The 19,209-nt window shown below is 61.2% G+C and carries 16 protein-coding genes; 9 read left to right on the top strand and 7 right to left on the bottom strand.

Annotated features, from left to right (window positions below):
- Positions 1 to 76 precede the first annotated feature (76 nt).
- Both ACF8MI_RS13365 and gpmI read right to left on the bottom strand, forming a co-directional pair.
- Positions 77 to 1,384, bottom strand: coding sequence for a murein hydrolase activator EnvC (locus ACF8MI_RS13365; RefSeq protein ID WP_060500661.1), 1,308 nt, complete (start codon positions 1,382 to 1,384; stop codon positions 77 to 79).
- Positions 1,385 to 1,525: 141 nt separating this feature from the next.
- Positions 1,526 to 3,061: a 2,3-bisphosphoglycerate-independent phosphoglycerate mutase gene (gene gpmI / locus ACF8MI_RS13360; RefSeq protein WP_060500660.1), complete on the bottom strand. Its 1,536-nt coding sequence runs from the start codon at positions 3,059 to 3,061 to the stop codon at positions 1,526 to 1,528.
- A 206-nt stretch (positions 3,062 to 3,267) separates the two neighbouring features.
- Here gpmI and ACF8MI_RS13355 point away from each other — a divergent pair, with 206 nt between their 5' ends.
- Genes ACF8MI_RS13355 through secB form a run of 3 tightly spaced genes read left to right on the top strand, consistent with a single transcriptional unit; the run spans position 3,268 to position 4,462 of the window.
- Entirely contained in the window at positions 3,268 to 3,681 is a 414-nt protein-coding gene (locus tag ACF8MI_RS13355) for a rhodanese-like domain-containing protein (protein WP_019098297.1), read from the top strand.
- Between the two features lies 1 nt (position 3,682).
- Positions 3,683 to 3,937 (top strand): glutaredoxin 3, encoded by a 255-nt coding sequence (gene grxC / locus ACF8MI_RS13350; protein ID WP_003249204.1) that lies wholly within the window; start codon positions 3,683 to 3,685, stop codon positions 3,935 to 3,937.
- Positions 3,938 to 3,976: 39 nt separating this feature from the next.
- The gene (gene secB / locus ACF8MI_RS13345) at positions 3,977 to 4,462 is read left to right on the top strand and encodes a protein-export chaperone SecB (protein WP_200928866.1); all 486 of its coding nucleotides are present in this window, start codon (positions 3,977 to 3,979) and stop codon (positions 4,460 to 4,462) included.
- A 101-nt stretch (positions 4,463 to 4,563) separates the two neighbouring features.
- On the opposite strand, the gene trmL is transcribed toward secB, so the two are convergent.
- Positions 4,564 to 5,025 (bottom strand): tRNA (uridine(34)/cytosine(34)/5-carboxymethylaminomethyluridine(34)-2'-O)-methyltransferase TrmL, encoded by a 462-nt coding sequence (trmL, locus tag ACF8MI_RS13340; RefSeq protein WP_012274606.1) that lies wholly within the window; start codon positions 5,023 to 5,025, stop codon positions 4,564 to 4,566.
- Between trmL and ACF8MI_RS13335 the strand changes: the two genes are divergently transcribed.
- Positions 5,024 to 5,461 carry a hypothetical protein gene (locus ACF8MI_RS13335; RefSeq protein ID WP_060500656.1) on the top strand — a complete coding sequence of 146 codons (438 nt, stop codon included), beginning with the start codon at positions 5,024 to 5,026 and terminating at the stop codon, positions 5,459 to 5,461. The two genes, trmL and ACF8MI_RS13335, sit on opposite strands and share 2 nt — an antisense overlap.
- Positions 5,462 to 5,826: 365 nt before the next feature.
- Here the strand turns inward: ACF8MI_RS13335 and ntrC are convergent, their stop codons facing one another.
- The 3 genes from ntrC to glnA all read right to left on the bottom strand — a co-directional run bounded on the left by ntrC (position 5,827) and on the right by glnA (position 10,109).
- Positions 5,827 to 7,263 carry a nitrogen regulation protein NR(I) gene (ntrC, locus tag ACF8MI_RS13330; protein WP_016712464.1) on the bottom strand — a complete coding sequence of 479 codons (1,437 nt, stop codon included), beginning with the start codon at positions 7,261 to 7,263 and terminating at the stop codon, positions 5,827 to 5,829.
- Positions 7,260 to 8,345, bottom strand: a complete 1,086-nt coding sequence (gene glnL, locus ACF8MI_RS13325; RefSeq protein ID WP_016712463.1) for a nitrogen regulation protein NR(II) — start codon at positions 8,343 to 8,345, stop codon at positions 7,260 to 7,262. The genes ntrC and glnL overlap by 4 nt, the downstream gene beginning before the upstream one ends.
- A 357-nt stretch (positions 8,346 to 8,702) precedes the next feature.
- On the bottom strand, positions 8,703 to 10,109 hold the full coding sequence (gene glnA, locus ACF8MI_RS13320; protein ID WP_060500655.1) for a type I glutamate--ammonia ligase: 1,407 nt from the start codon (positions 10,107 to 10,109) through the stop codon (positions 8,703 to 8,705).
- 490 nt (positions 10,110 to 10,599) lie between these two features.
- Between glnA and thiI the strand changes: the two genes are divergently transcribed.
- Positions 10,600 to 12,054, top strand: a complete 1,455-nt coding sequence (gene thiI / locus ACF8MI_RS13315; protein WP_060500653.1) for a tRNA uracil 4-sulfurtransferase ThiI — start codon at positions 10,600 to 10,602, stop codon at positions 12,052 to 12,054.
- Between the two features lie 128 nt (positions 12,055 to 12,182).
- A complete protein-coding gene (gene typA / locus ACF8MI_RS13310; protein WP_016712460.1) occupies positions 12,183 to 14,003 on the top strand; it encodes a translational GTPase TypA in 1,821 nt (606 codons plus the stop codon).
- A gap of 193 nt (positions 14,004 to 14,196) precedes the next feature.
- Here the strand turns inward: typA and ACF8MI_RS13305 are convergent, their stop codons facing one another.
- On the bottom strand, positions 14,197 to 14,601 hold the full coding sequence (locus ACF8MI_RS13305; protein WP_016712459.1) for a YkgJ family cysteine cluster protein: 405 nt from the start codon (positions 14,599 to 14,601) through the stop codon (positions 14,197 to 14,199).
- A 184-nt stretch (positions 14,602 to 14,785) separates the two neighbouring features.
- On the opposite strand from ACF8MI_RS13305, the gene ACF8MI_RS13300 reads away from it, so the two are divergent.
- The 3 genes from ACF8MI_RS13300 (at position 14,786) to ACF8MI_RS13290 (ending at position 19,031) form a co-directional block, all read left to right on the top strand.
- On the top strand, positions 14,786 to 17,236 hold the full coding sequence (locus tag ACF8MI_RS13300; protein ID WP_060500651.1) for a glycogen/starch/alpha-glucan phosphorylase: 2,451 nt from the start codon (positions 14,786 to 14,788) through the stop codon (positions 17,234 to 17,236).
- Positions 17,237 to 17,420: 184 nt separating this feature from the next.
- The gene (locus ACF8MI_RS13295) at positions 17,421 to 18,431 is read left to right on the top strand and encodes a class 1 fructose-bisphosphatase (RefSeq protein WP_016712457.1); all 1,011 of its coding nucleotides are present in this window, start codon (positions 17,421 to 17,423) and stop codon (positions 18,429 to 18,431) included.
- A gap of 3 nt (positions 18,432 to 18,434) precedes the next feature.
- Positions 18,435 to 19,031 (top strand): DUF924 family protein, encoded by a 597-nt coding sequence (locus tag ACF8MI_RS13290; RefSeq protein WP_104833816.1) that lies wholly within the window; start codon positions 18,435 to 18,437, stop codon positions 19,029 to 19,031.
- Positions 19,032 to 19,209 lie beyond the last annotated feature (178 nt).

The following is a 19,209-nucleotide window of genomic DNA, read 5'->3' as shown; positions in this document are numbered from 1 at the left end:
CGAACGAACTCCTGATCCTGTAAGCGCTCCCTGGGGAGCATCGGCGCAGCACTCAGGCTACGCCGTTGAAATTTGACTAGCCCCGGCACCATTGCGAAGGGTCGGTCGGCCGGCCCTGCTGGCGGATGGCGAAGTACAAGCCTGCCGCGTCCTGGCCACCGCTGTCGCCAACGGTGGAAATGGCTTCACCGGCCTTGACGATATCACCGGCGCTCTTGAGCAGGCTCTGGTTGTGGCCGTACAGGCTCAGGTAACCGTTGCCATGGTCGAGAATGACCAGAAGGCCGGCACCGCGCAACCAGTCGGCAAACACCACGCGCCCGCCGTGTACGGCACGTACCTGGGTGCCTGGGTTGGCGCTGATCATCACCCCGTCCCACTTGGCACGGGCATCGCTGCCGCGGGCATCGCCAAAGCGTGCCAGCAGTCGACCATTGACGGGCCATGGAAGTTTGCCCCGTGCGGCAGAAAAAGCGCCGCCGTAGTTGGCGCCGTCGCTGGAAACCATCGGGCCCAGGGTAGTGCGTGCCTTTTTCGGTGGCTCCACCGGCTCCTTGGCCTGTTCGCGGGCAGCGGCGGCGGCCAGGGCTTCCTGCTGGCGGCGTTTTTCAGCTTCCTGCTGGGCCAGCAAGGCTTTCTTGCGTGCTTCTTCAGCTTCGCGGGCCTGCCGGGCCAGGGTTTCCTCGATGGTCTTGAGCACTTTGGACAGGTCGGCCTGGTCCTGCTCGCGGGCCTGCAACTTCTGGTCGCGGTCCTTCATGTCGCCATTGAGCTTGGCCAGCACCTGCTGGCGCTTGCCGCGCTCGGCTTCCAGGGCTTGGCGGCGGCTGTCGAGGTCGGCGCGCTGGGCCAGCAACTGCTCCTGCTGGCTGGCAATTTCCTGCTCGACGTTGGCCAGCTGGCGCAGGGTCTCGTTGAAGGTACGCAGTTGTTCCAGGCGCGCCTTGCTGATGTAGTCGTAATACGTAAGGGTGCGGGCGAACTTCTCGGGGTTCTGCTGGTTGAGCAGCAGCTTGAGGTATTCCTCGCGGCCGTTGTTCTGGTAGGCCGAGCGGGCCTGGATGGCGATCAGTCGCTGTTGTTCAACGCGGGCGCTCTGGAGTTTTTTTTTCTCGGTATCAAGGCGCTCCAGATCGCCCTCGGTCTTTTTTAGTTCTTGTTGCAGTGCCTCCACCTGCTTTTCGAGGTTACCGATGTCGGTCTCGGTGGCTTTGAGGTCCTTTTGCACACCGGCCTTTTCTTCCTGGAGCTTGCCCAGCGTCTTCTTGAGCTCGGCAATGTCCTGGCGGGTGGCGTCCAGTTGCTGCTGGGTCTGCGCACGCTCATCGGCAAAGGCCGGGCTGAGCAGGCAAGACAGGGCTAGGAGAATCAGGGCGCGAAGCATGGAGTTTGGCGTACCAAGGATGGAGACTGGCCTAGTATGCCCGCCCGGGCAGGCAAAAAAAACGCCTCGCTGCGGGTGCAGAGGGGCGTTTGTCTGGAATTCATGTGCAAAGGGGCTGCTTTGCAGCCCCAACACACCGAATCAGGCGTCGACCAGGATCGAAGTACCGGTCATTTCCACTGGTTTCTCCAGCCCCAGCAGCTTCAGCATGGTTGGCGCCACGTCGGCCAGCACGCCGCCATCACGCACTTTCACGTTGCGCTTGCCCACATAGATGAACGGCACCGGCTCGGTGGTGTGTGCGGTGTGCGCCTGGCCGGTGCATTCGTCTTCCATCTGCTCGACGTTGCCGTGGTCGGCGGTGATCAGCGCTTCGCCGTCCACCTTGGCCAGCGCTTCGACGATGCGGCCGACGCAGGTATCCAGCGCTTCAACTGCCTTCACCGCAGCCTCGAACACGCCCGTGTGGCCGACCATGTCGCCGTTGGCGTAGTTGACCACGATCACGTCAAAGCGCTGCTGCTCGATCGCTTCGACGATGCGGTCGGTTACTTCTGGCGCGTTCATTTCCGGTTGCAGGTCGTAGGTTGCAACCTTTGGCGACGGGATCAGGATGCGCTCTTCGCCTTCGAACGGTTCTTCACGGCCACCCGAGAAGAAGAAGGTGACGTGGGCGTACTTCTCGGTCTCGGCAATGCGCAACTGGGTTTTGCCGTGCTTGGCCAGGTACTCGCCCAGCACGTTGTTCAGGCTGGCCGGTGCAAAGGCTGCCGGCGCCGGAATCTTGGCCGAGTACTGGGTCAGGCCGATGTAGGCCGCCAGTTTTGGCAGGCGTGCACGCGGGAATTCGTTGAAATCGGCCTCGACGAACACACGCGACAGTTCACGGGCACGGTCGGCGCGGAAGTTCATGAAGATCACGGCATCGCCGTCTTCGACCTTGACCGCTTCGCCAATGCGCGTGGCCTTGACGAACTCGTCGCTCTCGTCACGAGCGTAGGCTGCTTCCAGGCCGGCTTGGGCGGTGTCGGCAGTGTATTCGGCGGCGCTGTCGACGATCAGGTTGTAGGCCGCGCTGACGCGGTCCCAGCGGTTATCCCGATCCATGGCGAAGTAGCGGCCGATCAGACTGGCGATGCGACCCTTGCCCAGCTTGGCGAAGGTGGCGTCGAGCAGTTCGATGGACGACTGCGCGCTGCGTGGTGGGGTGTCACGGCCATCGAGGAAGGCGTGCAGGTAGATTTTTTCCGCGCCGCGCTGTGCGGCCAGTTCGGCCATGGCCACCAGGTGGTCCTGGTGGCTGTGTACGCCGCCATCGGACAGCAGGCCGAGGATGTGAACGGCCTTGCCGGCGCTGGCGGCCTTGTCCACGGCACCCGTGAGCACCGGGTTTTCGAAAAATTCGCCGTCACGGATGGCCTTGGTCACCCGGGTGAAGTCCTGGTACACGACGCGACCGGCGCCCAGGTTCATGTGACCGACTTCGGAGTTGCCCATCTGCCCGTCCGGCAGGCCGACATCCATGCCCGAGCCGGAAATGAGGCCATGCGGCTGGGTAGCGCGCAGGCGGTCATAGACCGGCGTGTTGGCGGCAAAGATGGCGTTGTGTTCGGGGCTTTCGCTGTGGCCGAAGCCATCCAGGATGATCAGGACCAGGGGTTTGGGCGTACTCGTCATCAATCAAACTCACGGTTGTTCAAAGATGATAAAGACACGCATTTTAGGGCAAATCCGCCACCAGCGGCGAATATTCGTCCTATTGCCTGACCAGCGCGCCCGATGTAGCAACATGAAGGTACCTTTCCCTCCGGCCTGTCGGGCTTTGGTGGCACTGGGGGGCTGTGTATACTGGCCGGCATTTTCAATCGCCTGGAACACCGCTGATGGTTGCTCACCTGATTCAATTCGCGACAGATCACTACATCCTGGTTGCGATCTTCGTTGTTCTGCTGGTCCTGCTGCTGCTCAATGAAATCCGCCGTGGCGGCCAGAGCCTGAGCAACGGCCAACTGACCGCCCTGGTCAATGCCGACAAGGGCCTGGTCGTCGACATCCGTACGGCCAAGGAATACGCCGCCGGCCACATCGTCGGTGCGATCAACATTCCGCAGGACAAGCTGGCCACCCGCATGAGCGAGCTGGACAAGCACAAAGAGAAGACCCTGATCGTCGTCGACGCAATGGGCCAGCAGTCCGGCACCCATTGCCGCGAACTGCTCAAGGCTGGCTACACCGCTGCCAAACTGAGCGGTGGCGTTTCCAGCTGGAAAGCCGATAACCTGCCCCTGGTGAAGTGATATGAAGCCCGTCATCGTCTATTCCAGCGACTACTGCCCCTACTGCATGCGCGCCAAGTACCTACTTGAGAGCAAAGGCGTGGCCTTCGAGGAAATCAAGGTCGACGGCAAACCACAGGTGCGCGCCGAGATGAGCCAGAAGGCCGGTCGCACCTCGGTGCCGCAGATCTGGATCGGCAGCACCCATGTCGGTGGATGCGATGACCTCTATGCCCTGGAGCGCGCCGGCAAGCTCGACGCGCTGCTGGCGGCCTGATTTGCACTGCATTCAAAAACATTAGGATAAGGATCTGCCATGACTGACCAACAGACCAACGGCGCTGCTGCAGAAGACAACAGCCCTCAGTTCTCCCTGCAGCGCATCTACGTGCGCGACCTGTCGTTCGAAGCCCCGAAAAGCCCGCAGATCTTCCGCCAGAGCTGGGAGCCGAGCGTCGCGCTGGACTTGAACACCAAGCAGAAAGCCCTGGAAGGCGACTTCCACGAGGTGGTGCTGACCCTGTCGGTTACCGTCAAGAACGGTGACGAAGTGGCGTTCATCGCTGAAGTACAGCAGGCCGGTATCTTCCTGATCGCCAACCTGGATGCGGCTTCGATGAGCCACACCCTGGGTGCGTTCTGCCCGAACATCCTGTTCCCGTACGCCCGTGAGACCCTGGACAGCCTGGTGACCCGCGGTTCGTTCCCGGCCCTGATGCTGTCGCCGGTCAACTTCGACGCCCTGTACGCGCAAGAAATGCAGCGCATGCAGGAAGCGGGCGAAGTGCAGACTGTTCAGTAATCGCTGCCGGTATCAGGAAAGCGCCTCTCGGGGCGCTTTTTTATTGCCTGTTCCGGCCCTTTCGCGGGCATGCCCGCGAAAGGGCCCTTGCAGGTGAAAGATCAGCTCCCGGCAAACCCGTTCTGCCGCCAAGCCTCATACACTGTCACCGCCACGGTATTGGACAGGTTCAGGCTACGGCACCCTGGCCGCATCGGCAGGCGCAGGCGTTGTTCGGCTGGCAGGCTGTCCAGTACTTCGGCAGGCAACCCGCGACTCTCTGGCCCGAACAGGAAGGCATCGCCCGGCTGGTAGGCCACTTCATGGAACGGGTGCGAGCCCTTGGTGGTAAAGGCGAACAGCCGTGGGTTGCCCAGGCTTTCCAGGCATCCGGCCAGGCTCTCGTGGCGCTTGAGCGTGGCATACTCGTGGTAATCCAGCCCGGCGCGGCGCAGGCGCTTGTCATCCAGTTCGAAGCTGATGGGTTCGATCAGGTGCAGGTGGCAGCCGCTGTTGGCGCACAGGCGAATGATGTTGCCGGTATTCGGCGGAATTTCTGGTTGAAAAAGGATGACGTGAAACATGCACGGCTCCAAGCGTGAAGATGACGGGCATTCTACCCCTGAACCGGACGTGCGTTCGAAGGCCTTCCCACGGATGATGCTGTCGCTGGCGATCGTTGGCGTTATGGTCGGGTTGATGATTGGTCGCCTGACAACGCCCGAAGAGCGGGTATTGCAGCAGGTGGAGGTGGTGCAGGACGGCCTGGACCTTTGGTTCAATGAAGAACCGCAGCTGCACGGCGAGAACGTGGAAGGGACGGTTGCGTTGCTGTTCCAGGCCCAGGGCAAGGCCCAGCAAGGGCAATTGAGCCTGGCGGGGAAGCCGGTGAGCTGGCGGGTGCAGAAGAGCAAGGAAGGCTTGTTGCTGACAGTGGTGGCGGCGCGTCCCCTGCAGGGCGAGTGGGCCGGTGCAGAGGACGCTGGGCGCTGGCGTGTGCAGGTGAAACTGCACGAATAAAAGAGGGGATATCCCGGCCTGCCTGTACCAGGGTCCCCAAAAGGGGTACTGCGTGTTGCGTGTAAAGGGGGGATGTCCCGGCCTGCCTGTACCGAGGTCCCCAAAACGGGCGGTGTTGCGAATAAAAGAGGGGGTCACCCGGCCTGCCTGTACCAGGGCCCCCGAAACTGGGTATGTATTAGGTATTGCAGGGGGCGTGCCAATTTTGCAAAGCCCGTGAATATTGGGCTTTGAGGGGTATTTGGCCGGGTTTTGAGGGGATTTGTGCCTTCGAGAGGTGCATTGGGCACAGGATCGGTGCATCGGGAGGCTGAAATGGCTGGGGCCGCAAAGCGGCCCCAGGGATCTTGCAGGATTACCGAGCGTTAGTGGTCATCACCTTCCTCGTCATCACCGCCCGCCACATTCATCCCCAGCTCCTTGATCTTGCGGGTCAAGGTATTACGCCCCCAACCCAGTAAAAGCGCGGCATCCCGGCGGCGGCCGGCGGTGTGCTTGAGTGCCGTCTCGATCATGATCCGCTCAAAGCTCGGCACCGCGCTGTCCAGCAGGTTCGATTGCCCGCGCGCCAACGCCTGGTCGGCCCACTGGCGCAAAGCCTGCTCCCAGTTGGTGACCGGTGCGGCATCCTGCGGCAGGTTCAGCAGTTCAGGCGGCAGGTCGCCGATCAGCACCTCGCGGCTGGAGGCCATCACGGTGATCCAGCGGCAAGTGTTCTCCATCTGCCGCACGTTGCCCGGCCACGGCAGGTTGCGGATGAACTCTTCGGTCTCCGGCTTGAGGATCTTCGGCTCGACTGCCAGTTCCTGAGCGGCACGGGCGAGGAAGTGGCGGGCGAGGGCGGGGATGTCCTCACGGCGGTCGGCCAGCCGAGGAATATGGATGCGAATCACGTTCAGGCGGTGGAACAAGTCTTCGCGGAACTTGCCGGCCTGCACCAGCGACTCCAGGTTTTGGTGGGTCGCGGCAATGATGCGCACGTCGACCTTGACCGGCACGTGGCCGCCAACGCGATAAAACTCGCCATCGGCCAGCACCCGCAGCAGGCGGGTCTGGGTGTCGGCAGGCATGTCACCGATTTCGTCGAGGAACAGTGTGCCGCCATCGGCCTGCTCGAAGCGGCCCCGGCGCAGGTTGGCAGCGCCAGTGAAGGCGCCTTTCTCATGGCCGAACAGCTCAGACTCCATCAGGTCCTTGGGGATCGCTGCCATGTTCAGGGCAATGAACGGCGACGCCGCACGCGGGCTATGGCGGTGCAGGGCGTGGGCCACCAGTTCTTTACCGGTGCCGGACTCGCCGTTGATCAGCACGGTGATGTTGGAGTGGCTGAGGCGGCCGATGGCGCGGAACACCTCCTGCATGGCCGGTGCTTCGCCGATGATTTCCGGGGTGCGCGCCAGGTTCTGTGGCACATCCAGCCCTTGTTGCTCCTGCGCATGCTGGTTGGCACGTTTTACCAGCGAGACTGCCTCGTCCACGTCGAACGGTTTGGGCAGGTACTCGAAAGCGCCGCCTTGGTAAGACGCCACGGCGCTGTCCAGGTCGGAATGAGCGGTCATGATGATGACCGGCAGGCGTGGGTGCTGCTCGCGAATCTGTGCCAGCAGGTCGAGGCCGCTGGCACCCGGCATGCGGATGTCGGAAATGATCACGTCCGGTTGCTGGCGCGCAAGGCGGCCCATCACACCATCTGCGCTGTCGAAGCTCTGGGTGGTCATGCCTTCCTGTTGCAGGGCTTTTTCCAGTACCCAGCGGATGGAGCGATCATCGTCGACGATCCATACGGTTTCACTTCGGCTCATGAGGCGGTGGCTCCTTGTTCCAGAGGCAGGTAGATCGAAAAGGCGGTGTGGCCTGCGTGGCTTTCACACTCGATCAGGCCCTGGTGCTGGCTGATGATGTTCTGGGTAATGGCCAGGCCCAGCCCGGTACCGTCGGGGCGGCCACTGACCATGGGATAGAAGAGGGTGTCTTGCAGTTCCGGCGGGATGCCCGGGCCGTTGTCGATGATTTCCACCCGCGCCACCAGGCGATGGCGCACATGGCCGATGGTGAACTGGCGCAAGGCGCGGCTGCGCAGGGTGATGCGGCCCAGGCGCAGCTCGTTCTGCGAACTGATCGCCTGCATGGCGTTACGCACGATGTTGAGGACGGCCTGGATCATCTGCTCGCGGTCTATCAAGACGTCCGGCAGGCTTGGGTCGTAATCGCGCACCAAAGTGATGCAACCCTGGCTTTCGGCCTCGACCAGGCTGCAGACCCGCTCCAGCACTTCGTGGATGTTGGTCATGGCCAGCGATGGCAGCTTGTTCGAGCCGAGCATGCGGTCTACCAGGTTACGCAGGCGGTCGGCTTCTTCGATGATCACGTTGGTGTAGTCGCGCAGGCCTTCCTCGGGCAATTCGCGTGACAACAACTGCGCCGCGCCACGGATGCCGCCGAGGGGGTTCTTGATTTCGTGGGCCAGGCCGCGCACCAGCATCTTGGTGGTTTCCTGCTTGCTCAGTTGGGCCTCTTCCTTGGTGATGCGCAGCAGCCGATCGCGCGGGTGCACCTCCAGCAACAGCAGGGTCTGGCCCTGGTTGAGGATAGGGGTTACCGCGTAGTCGACGGTGATGGTCTGCCCGGTCAGCGAGGTGAGCTGCGCTTCGCGCTTGGTGAACGGGTGCGCCTGTTCGACCGCCTGGCGCAACGAGCTGAGCGCTTCGGTCGACTCGGTGAACAGCTCGCTGATGAACTGCCCATGGCTACGTTGGCCGCTGACGGCCAGCAGCATTTCCGCGGCCGGGTTCATGTACTCCAGGCGCAGCTCGGCATTGAGCAGCAACGTGGCGGTAGTCAGGTTGTCCAGAAGCAGACGGTGCTGTGCATCGCTGATGGTCATAAGGCGTCGTTGACCTCTTTTGGCGCTTGCCTGGCCCTGCTTTGGCCAGGGCCAGGTGCGGTGGCCCCGCCGATGCGAGGCTCTCTACCTGCTAGAAATGCAAGAAACAAACCAAAGCTCCGAAAAGAAGCGGGATTTGCCGATAAAGGCCTGTATCTGCGCAAATTCGGATCAGAAACTCTGGATGAAACGTTTCATGTGAACCAGATTGGGGAGCAAATAGGGGCAAGGCGCTTTGTTGTGCACCAAGATAGAGCATAGCGTGGGTGAGGTGATTTCTGTGTGGCGCAGAAACGAAAACGGCCTCCCGAGGGAGGCCGTTCCAGATCAGGTCATCGGCGCGGGGCGCCGATCAGATCAGCAGCTGTAGTACAGCTCGTATTCCAGCGGGTGCACGAAGGTACGGACCTTGATCTCTTCTTCCGACTTCAGCTCGATGAAGGCATCGATGAAGTCGTCGGAGAACACGCCGCCCTTGGTCAGGAACGCACGGCCTTTGTCCAGCTCTTCCAGGGCTTCTTTCAGGCTGCCGCACACTTGCGGAATGTCCTTGGCCTCTTCTGGTGGCAGGTCGTACAGGTTCTTGTCGGCAGCATCGCCTGGGTGGATCTTGTTCTGGATGCCGTCCAGGCCAGCCATCAGCAGGGCCGCGAAGGCCAGGTACGGGTTGGCCGATGGGTCCGGGAAGCGTGCTTCGATACGGCGGGCTTTCGGGCTGCCGACGTAAGGAATACGGATCGAGGCGGAACGGTTACGCGCCGAGTAGGCCAGCATTACCGGTGCTTCGAAACCTGGAACCAGACGCTTGTACGAGTTGGTCGACGGGTTGGTGAAGCCGTTCAGGGCCTTACCGTGCTTGATGATACCGCCGATGAAGTACAGGGCGGTGTCGGACAGGCCGGCATAGCCTTCACCCGAGAAGGTGTTCTTGCCGTCTTTCCAGATCGACATGTGTACGTGCATGCCCGAACCGTTGTCACCGTACAGTGGCTTCGGCATGAAGGTGGCGGTACGGCCGTAAGCGTCGGCAACGTTGTGCACGACGTATTTCAGGGCTTGTACTTCGTCAGCCTTCTTCACCAGGGTGTTGAATTTGACGCCGATTTCGTTCTGGCCGGCAGTCGCCACTTCGTGGTGGTGAACTTCAACGGTCTGGCCCATTTCTTCCAGTGCGTTGCACATGGCAGTACGGATTTCGTGGTCGTGGTCGAACGGCGGAACCGGGAAGTAGCCGCCTTTCACGCCTGGACGGTGGCCTTTGTTGCCGCCTTCCACGTCAGCGCCGGTCATCCACGAGCCTTGCTCGGAGAAGATCTTGAACATCGAGCCGGAGATGTCCGACTGGAACTTCACTTCGTCGAAGATGAAGAACTCTGGCTCCGGGCCTGCGAATACGGTGTCACCGATGCCGGTGCTCTTCAGGTACTCTTCGGCGCGCTTGGCGATCGCACGTGGGTCGCGATCGTAGCCCTGCATGCTCGACGGGTCGACGATGTCGCAGGTGATGATCAGGGTAGGTTCTTCGGTGAACGGGTCCAGGACGGCAGTGTCGTCAACCGGCATCAGGATCATGTCGGAAGCTTCGATGCCTTTCCAGCCAGCAATAGAGGAACCGTCGAACATCTTGCCGACTTCGAAGAAGTCTTCGTCCAGCGCATCACGCGACGGCATGGTCACGTGGTGCTGAATGCCTTTGGTGTCCGTGAAACGCAGATCAATCCACTTGACGTCATGATCTTTGATGAGTTGAACCGACTTCGACATGTTGTCCTCCGGATGGTCTAGAGCGCGGTGGGCCGCTGCCCTGGAAAAAGGGTGTTGCCGGGCGCGGATAGTCGGCCAAGCTTACCTGCCTCACAAGGGAGCAAATTGCATGCCAGTGCCCGAAAATGGCGAGGGCGGGATAAAAGGGGGCGTTTGCGGGCATTTGGCACGCGGCTGACGGCGAATAATGCACCCTAAAGATGCGAGTTTTGGTGGTGATGCACCATAAATGTGCACTGTCAGGCGGATGTGCTTTTTTTAAGGGCCCCTTCGCGGGCAAGCCTGCTCCCACAGGTACGGTGTGCTCTTTGAAGCTTGCACGGCTCCTGTGGGAGCGGGCTTGCCCGCGAAAGGGCCGGAACAGGCACTGCAAAACCCCGGTCTTGCATTTATCTCAAAGCTTCTGATCAAAAGTTGGTCAAATCCTGAGCAATTTCCGCTATAATTCGCGCCCCTCATTTTCGGCAGGCCCTGCGCGCGCTGTTAACCAATGAAACTTATCGTCAAAGTCTTCCCAGAAATCACCATCAAGAGCCGGCCGGTGCGCAAGCGCTTTATCCGCCAGCTCGGCAAGAATATCCGCAATGTGCTCAAGGATCTCGACCCTGAGCTCGCGGTTGATGGTGTCTGGGACAATCTCGAAGTGGTCACCCGCGTCGAAGACGAGAAAGTCCAGCGCGAGATGATCGAGCGCCTCACCTGCACGCCGGGTATCACCCACTTCCTGCAGGTTGAGGAATACCCGCTGGGTGACTTCGACGACATCGTCGCCAAGTGTAAGCACCACTTCGGCCATCTGCTGGCCGGCAAGCACTTCGCCGTGCGCTGCAAGCGCGGTGGCCACCATGACTTCACCTCGATGGACGTCGACCGCTACGTCGGCAGCCAGCTGCGCCAGCAATGCGGCGCCGCCGGCATCGCGCTGAAGAACCCTGAAGTGCTGGTGCGCATCGAAATCCGCGACCAGCGCCTGTACGTGATCCACAACCAGCACAACGGCATCGGCGGTTACCCGCTGGGCGCCCTGGAGCAGACCCTGGTGCTGATGTCCGGTGGCTTCGACTCCACCGTGGCGGCCTACCAGATGATGCGCCGTGGCCTGATGACCCACTTCTGCTTCTTCAACCTCGGCGGCCGTGCCCACGAGCTGGGCGTGATGGAAGTGGCCCACTTCCTGTGGAAAAAGTACGGCAGCAGCCAGCGCGTGCTGTTCATCAGCGTGCCGTTCGAAGAAGTGGTCGGCGAGATCCTCAACAAGGTCGACAACAGCTACATGGGCGTCACCCTCAAGCGCATGATGCTGCGCGGTGCCGCGCACATGGCCGACCGCCTGCAGATCGACGCGCTGGTCACCGGCGAGGCGATTTCCCAGGTGTCCAGCCAGACGCTGCCGAACCTGTCGATCATCGACTCGGCCACCGACAAGCTGGTGCTGCGCCCGTTGCTGGCCAGCCACAAGCAGGACATCATCGACCAGGCCACCGAAATCGGCACCGCCGACTTCGCCAAGCACATGCCAGAATACTGCGGCGTGATCTCGGTAAACCCGACCACTCACGCCAAGCGCCACCGCATGGAACATGAAGAAAAGCAGTTCGACATGGCCGTGCTGGAGCGCGCCCTGGAGCGCGCCAAGTTCATTTCCATCGACCATGTGATCGACGAGCTGGGCAAGGACATCGAAATCGAGGAAGTGGCCGAGGCGCTGCCAGGCCAGATCGTCATCGACATTCGTCACCCCGATGCCCAGGAAGACGAACCCCTGGCGCTGGAAGGTATCGAAGTCCAGGCCATGCCGTTCTACGCGATCAACAGCAAGTTCAAGCACCTGGACCCCACGCGCCAGTACTTGCTGTATTGCGACAAGGGTGTGATGAGCCGTTTGCACGCACACCACCTGCTCAGTGAGGGACATGCCAATGTGCGTGTTTATCGTCCGACATAAGACGCCGGGGCTGTATGGCGGCAGTATCCGCCATCGCCCTCCCGACCGCCGGGCCCGCTGAGCCTTAAACAGTACATATTGGCCGCCTACACTGGGCGGCAACCGAATCCTCTGATCGAGATACACTTGTGATCGAAAATCTGCGTAACATCGCCATCATCGCCCACGTTGACCATGGTAAAACCACCCTGGTCGACAAACTCCTGCGTCAGTCCGGCACCCTGGAGCGTAACGAGCTCAACGACGAGCGCGTCATGGACTCCAACGACCAGGAAAAAGAGCGCGGTATTACCATTCTGGCGAAAAACACCGCCATCAACTGGAACGGCTACCACATCAACATCGTCGACACCCCCGGCCACGCCGACTTCGGTGGCGAGGTTGAGCGTGTAATGTCGATGGTCGACTCCGTGCTGCTGCTGGTCGACGCCCAGGACGGCCCGATGCCGCAAACGCGCTTCGTGACCAAGAAGGCCTTCGAAGCCGGCCTGAAGCCAATCGTCGTGATCAACAAGGTTGACCGCCCGGGCGCGCGTCCTGACTGGGTTCTGGACCAGATCTTCGACCTGTTCGACAACCTCGGTGCTACCGACGAACAGCTGGACTTCAAAGTCGTCTACGCCTCGGCCCTGAACGGCATCGCCGGCCTGGACCACACCGAGATGGGCGAAGACATGACCGCCCTGTACCAGTCGATCGTCGACAACGTACCTGCGCCGTCTGTTGACCGTGACGGCCCGTTCCAGATGCAAATCTCCGCACTGGACTACAACAGCTTCCTCGGCGTTATCGGCGTTGGCCGTATCGCCCGTGGTCGCGTCAAGCCGAACACCCCGGTTGTCGCCATCGACACCAACGGCAAGAAGCGTAACGGCCGTATCCTGAAGCTGATGGGCCATCACGGCCTGCACCGTGTAGACGTTGAAGAAGCCCAGGCTGGCGACATCGTCTGCATCAGCGGTTTCGACGAGCTGTTCATCTCCGACACCCTGTGCGCCCCGGATGCGGTAGAAGCGATGAAGCCGCTGACCGTTGACGAGCCGACCGTTTCCATGACCTTCCAGGTCAACGACTCGCCGTTCTGCGGTAAAGAAGGCAAGTTCGTCACCAGCCGTAACATCAAGGACCGTCTGGACAAGGAGCTGCTGTACAACGTTGCTCTGCGCGTTCAGGAAACCGATTCCCCTGACAAGTTCAAGGTATCGGGCCGTGGTGAGCTGCACCTGTCGGTACTGATCGAAACCATGCGCCGTGAAGGCTTCGAGATGGCCGTAGGCCGTCCTGAAGTCATCATCCGCGAAGTGGACGGCGTGAAGCAGGAGCCGTTCGAGAACGTCACCATCGACATCCCTGAAGAATCCCAGGGCAAGGTGATGGAAGAGATGGGTCTGCGTAAAGGCGACCTGACCAACATGGTTCCGGATGGCAAGGGCCGTGTGCGCCTGGAGTACAACATTCCAGCCCGTGGTCTGATCGGTTTCCGTAACCAGTTCCTGACCCTGACCAACGGTGCAGGCATCCTGACCTCGATCTTCGATCGTTACGACACCATGAAGTCGGGCCAGATGTCCGGCCGCCTGAACGGCGTACTGGTTTCGGTCGAAACCGGCAAGGCGCTGACCTACTCGCTGGAAACCCTGCAGGCGCGCGGCAAGCTGTTCGTTGAGCACGGTCAGGAGATCTATAACGGTCAGATCATCGGCCTGAACAGCCGTGACAACGACCTGGGCGTGAACCCGACCAAAGGCAAGAAGCTCGACAACATGCGTGCTTCGGGCAAAGACGAAGTCATCGCCCTGGTACCGCCAGTTCGCCACACCCTGGAACAGGCCCTGGAATTCATCCAGGACGACGAGCTGTGCGAAGTGACGCCTAAGTCGATCCGCCTGCGCAAGAAGATCCTGGACGAAGGCGAGCGTACCCGCGCTGCCAAGAAAGCCAAGAACTGAGTTAGCTCAGGCTGAATGAAAACGCCCCCGGTCGAAAGGCCGGGGGCGTTTTTTTATGCCTTCAGTAATTGTGCTGTCGGTGCTGGCCTCTTCGCGGGTAAACCTGCTCCCACAGGTACTGCACAGGCTCTGAACCTTGCAGAGATCCTGTGGGAGCGGGTTTACCCGCGAAGAGGCCGGAACAGGCTAACGATCAGCGCCCGACAACCTTGGGCTTATAGGCACAATACCCCGGCCGCGGCCCAACCTTTGGGTGGTTGCGGCAGGTATCCGGGCGCTTGTCATAAATGGTGCACAGCCGGCTCTTACGATCCAGATACATGCAGTCATCGTTGCTCATCCGGGTCAGGGTGAAGATGCCCGACTTCTGGTTGAAGCGCTCGATGATGCCTTCCTTCTGCAGGCGTTTGGCCACGTTTTTCGGCGGCTCGTCTTTTTCGAACTCGTCTACCACGCCGATGCGGATCAGATCCTTGATCTTCACCTCCACCGGCAGGGTGCAACAGGTCGAGTGGCAGCCACCGCACATGTGGCTGGCATAGCGCTGCCAAGTCTCCAGGCGGTCGACTTCGGCGGCGGCGATCAGGGTCGTTTTCATCTTTATAGGGTGGATCACGGTCTTGGGGCGCGCGATGATACCGGAATTGTTCAATTTATGAACAACCTTTTGCCGGAATCGCAGAGTGGGCATGAAAACTGCGAACCGTAACTGTCACTCCCGGTCGAAGGGTCTAGTCTCAACAATCTCCCTCCGCTTTCGTCAACTTGCCCGAGGATGTCGCATGTCCCAGGAACCCAAAGCACGTGACGCCGAAGTCGCGGATTTTCGCGCCGCAGTACTAAACAAGCTGACCTATGCGGTCGGCAAGGACCCGGAGCACGCCTTCGACCATGACTGGTTCGAAGCCATTGCCCTGGCTGCGCGCGATCACATGGTCGACCACTGGATGGACCATACCCGCCAGGCCTATCGACGCAGCCAGAAGCGGGTCTACTACCTCTCCCTGGAATTCCTTATCGGGCGCCTGCTGTATGACAGCCTGAGCAACCTGGGGCTGCTGGACATCGCCCGCGATGCACTGGAAGGGTTGGACGTGGACCTGGAGCGCATCCGCCTGCTCGAACCCGACGCCGCGCTGGGTAACGGTGGCCTTGGCCGGCTGGCGGCGTGCTTCATGGAAAGTATGTCCACCTTGGGTATTGCCGCCCATGGTTATGGCATCCGCTACGAGCATGGGCTGTTCCGTCAGGCCCTGGTCGATGGGTGGCAGCAGGAGCAGACCGAGAACTGGCTGGATTTCGGCAACCCGTGGGAGTTCGAGCGTGCCGAGGTGATCTACCCGATCAGCTTCGGCGGCAGCGTTGAAACCTTGAGCGATGATAGCGGTGCCCAGCGCCAGGTCTGGTCGCCGGGTGAGACGGTGCGGGCGGTCGCTTATGACACGCCCGTGGTCGGCTGGCGCGGGTCCAGCGTCAACACCTTGCGCTTGTGGCGTGCACGGGCGCTGGAAGAGCTGCACCTTGAACGCTTCAATGCGGGCGACCACCTGGGGGCCGTGGCCGAAGTGGCGCGGGCCGAGAGCATTTCTCGCGTGCTGTACCCGGCGGACAGCACCGAGGCGGGGCAGGAACTGCGCTTGCGTCAGGAGTATTTCTTCGTGTCGGCTTCGTTGCAGGACTTGCTCCGCCGCCACCTGAACATGCACAAAGACCTGCTCAACCTGCCCGATGCGGCAGCCATCCAGCTCAACGACACCCACCCATCGATTGCCGTGGCGGAGTTGATGCGGCTGTTGGTGGATCAGCATGAAATACCGTGGGAAAAGGCCTGGGAGCTGACCGTCGGCACGCTCGCCTACACCAACCACACGCTGCTGCCCGAAGCCCTGGAAACCTGGCCGGTCGCGCTGATGGAGCGCATGCTCCCCCGGCACATGCAGATCATCTATCTCATCAATGCCTACCATATCGACTCGCTGCGCGCCAAAGGCCTGCACGATTTCGACGTGCTGCGCGCCGTGTCGCTGATCGAGGAAGACAACGGCCGCCGCGTGCGCATGGGCAACCTGGCGTTTCTTGGCTCGCACAGCGTCAACGGCGTGTCGGCGCTGCACAGCAAGTTGATGAAGAGCACCGTGTTCTCCGAGTTGCACAAGCTTTACCCGCAGCGCATCAACAACAAGACCAACGGCATTACTTTCCGCCGCTGGTTGTACCAGTCCAACCCTCAGTTGACCGACATGCTGGTCGAGGCGCTTGGGCCAGAGCTCAAGGACGACCCTGAAGGGCGGCTTGCCGGCCTGGTGCCGTTTGCCGACAAGCCTGGTTTTCGCAAGCAGTTCGCCGCCCAGCGCCTGCACAGCAAGCGCGCCCTGGCCAGCATCATCCAGGACCGCATCGGCGTTACGGTAAACCCCGAGGCGTTGTTCGACGTGCAGGTCAAGCGCATCCACGAGTACAAGCGCCAGTTGCTCAACCTGCTGCACACCGTGGCGTTGTACCAGGCCATACGCAACGACCCCGGTACCAACTGGGTGCCGCGGGTGAAGATTTTCGCCGGCAAGGCGGCAGCCAGTTATCACCAGGCCAAGTTGATCATCAAACTGGCCAACGACATCGCCCGGGTGGTGAACAACGACCCGACCGTCCGTGGCCTCCTGAAGGTGGTGTTCCTGCCCAACTACAACGTCAGCCTGGCTGAAAGCATCATCCCGGCGGCAGACCTTTCCGAGCAGATTTCAACGGCCGGCTATGAAGCCTCCGGTACCAGCAACATGAAGTTCGGGCTGAACGGCGCGTTGACCATCGGCACGCTAGATGGCGCCAACGTGGAGATGTGCGAACAGGTGGGCGCCGACAACATGTTCATCTTTGGCTTGACCGCCCAGCAGGTCGAGGCACGCAAGAAGGCGGGTGATTTTGGTGCCAGTGCGGCGATTGCCGCGTCCAACCGCCTGAATGATGTGCTGCAGGCGATTCGCAGCGGTGTGTTCTCGCCGGACGACCCATCGCGCTACGCCGGGTTGATCGACGGGCTGGTGGCGTATGACCGCTTCCTGGTGTGCGCCGACTTCGATGCCTACTGGGATGCCCAGCGGCGGGTCGAGGAACTGTGGCACACGCCGCAGGAGTGGTGGCGCATGGCGGTGCTGAACACGGCGCGGATGGGGTGGTTCTCGTCGGACCGGACCATTCGTGAGTATGCCACCGAGATCTGGAAGGCTTTGGATTGATGTGAGGCCATTCGCGGGCGGTCCGGCGAATGGCCTCACAACCAGACCACCGGCCTGGCGAAGGCTGAACTAGCGACCTATTGTGCCGTCAGAGAGCCGTGGCGAGTCTCATTACTCGCTAGCCTGCAACTCTCCCTGTAAACTGCGGGGGTTTTTCATCCCCCCAATCCGTTCGGAGCCATACATGTCCCGCGTTACCCTGAGTCGCTATCTGATTGAGCAGACCCGCAGCAACAATACCCCTGCCGATCTGCGCTTCCTGATCGAAGTGGTGGCGCGTGCGTGCAAGGAAATCAGCCATCACGTGTCCAAAGGCGCCCTGGGTGGTGTGCTGGGCAGCATGGGCACTGAAAACGTGCAGGGCGAAGTCCAGAAGAAACTGGACGTGATTTCCAACGATATCCTGCTGGAAGCCAACGAGTGGGGCGGCCACCTGGCCGGCATGGCGTCCGAAGAAATGGACAACGCCTACCAGATCCCGGGCAAATACCCGAAAGGCGCCTATCTGCTGGTCTTCGACCCGCTGGACGGTTCGTCGAACATCGACGTCAACGTGTCGGTCGGCACCATCTTCTCGGTACTGCGTTGCCCTAACGAATACCTGAGCCAGAACGAAACCCTGAACGAAAACGCCTTCTTGCAGCCAGGCACCCAGCAGGTCGCCGCCGGTTACGCCATCTACGGCCCGCAGACCATGCTGATCCTCACCCTGGGCAATGGCGTGAAGGGCTTCACCCTGGACCGCGAGCTGGGCAGCTTCGTTCTGACTCACGAAAACATCCGTGTGCCGGAAAGCACCGCCGAATTCGCCATCAACATGTCCAACCAGCGCCACTGGGAAGCCCCGGTACAACGCTACGTGGGCGAGCTGCTGGCCGGCGAGACCGGCCCGCTGAAGAAGAACTACAACATGCGCTGGATCGCCTCGATGGTGGCCGACGTACACCGCATCCTGACCCGTGGCGGCCTGTTCATGTACCCACGTGACGCCCGTGAGCCAAGCAAGCCGGGCAAGCTGCGCCTGATGTACGAAGCCAACCCGATGTCCTTCATCATCGAACAGGCTGGCGGCGCTTCCACCAACGGTTACGATCGCATCCTCGACATCAAGCCAGAAAGCCTGCACCAGCGCGTGTCGGTGATCCTCGGCTCGAAGGAAGAGGTCGAGCGCGTTACCGCCTACCACAAGGAATAAGTCATGCTCGCACCTTGGCAGCCGTTGCTGGAGTGGTGGTTCGGTTGGGGCACCAGTCCCCAGGCCGTGGCTGACGAGAAGAGCACGCTGTGGTTCGGCAAGCATCACGATGCCGATGCCCATGCGCTGTTTGGCGAGCTGACCGAGCAGGCCTTGGCCGGCGGGCTCGACGAGTGGCAGCAAAGCCCGCAGGGCTGGCTGGGCCTGCTGATTCTGCTGGACCAGCTGCCGCGCATGATCTACCGCGACACGCCGCGCGCCTTCGAGGGCGACCGGCGTGCCCAGGTGGTGGCCATGCAGGGCCTGCAGAAGGGCTGGGACTACCAGTTGCTGCCCATCCAGCGCGTGTTCGTGCTGCTGGTGCTGGAGCATGCCGAGGTGCTGGACTGGCAGAACCTGTGTGTCGAGCGTTATCAGGTATTGCTCGACGAGCAGCCAGAGGCCCATCGCCGGCTGTTTGAAGGCTTCCTCGACTATGCCGAGCAGCATCAGCGCGTGATTGCCCGGTTCGGGCGCTTCCCGCACCGCAACCTGGTGCTGGAGCGGCCGAGCACCAGTGAAGAGATGGACTTTTTGCTGGAGCCCGGGTCCAGGTTCTGAGGCATTGGGCCTGCTGTGCAGGCCGTCGCGACGCAAGGCCGCTCCTGCAAGGGGCGGCCTTTTTTATTGGGAGATGACTATTACTTTGTGATTAATCGCACGGTAGTGGCCACCCGACCAATGGTGTAGGGGTAAATGGGGTGGGGTAGGGAACCCGGGAGGGTTTTTTCCGTCGAAG

The organism is Pseudomonas sp. yb_9 (assembly GCF_043103635.1).
GTDB classification, from domain to species: Bacteria; Pseudomonadota; Gammaproteobacteria; order Pseudomonadales; family Pseudomonadaceae; genus Aquipseudomonas; species Aquipseudomonas monteilii.
The sequence above is the reverse complement of the archived record's forward strand: the minus strand, read 5'-3'. Positions and strand labels throughout refer to the sequence as shown.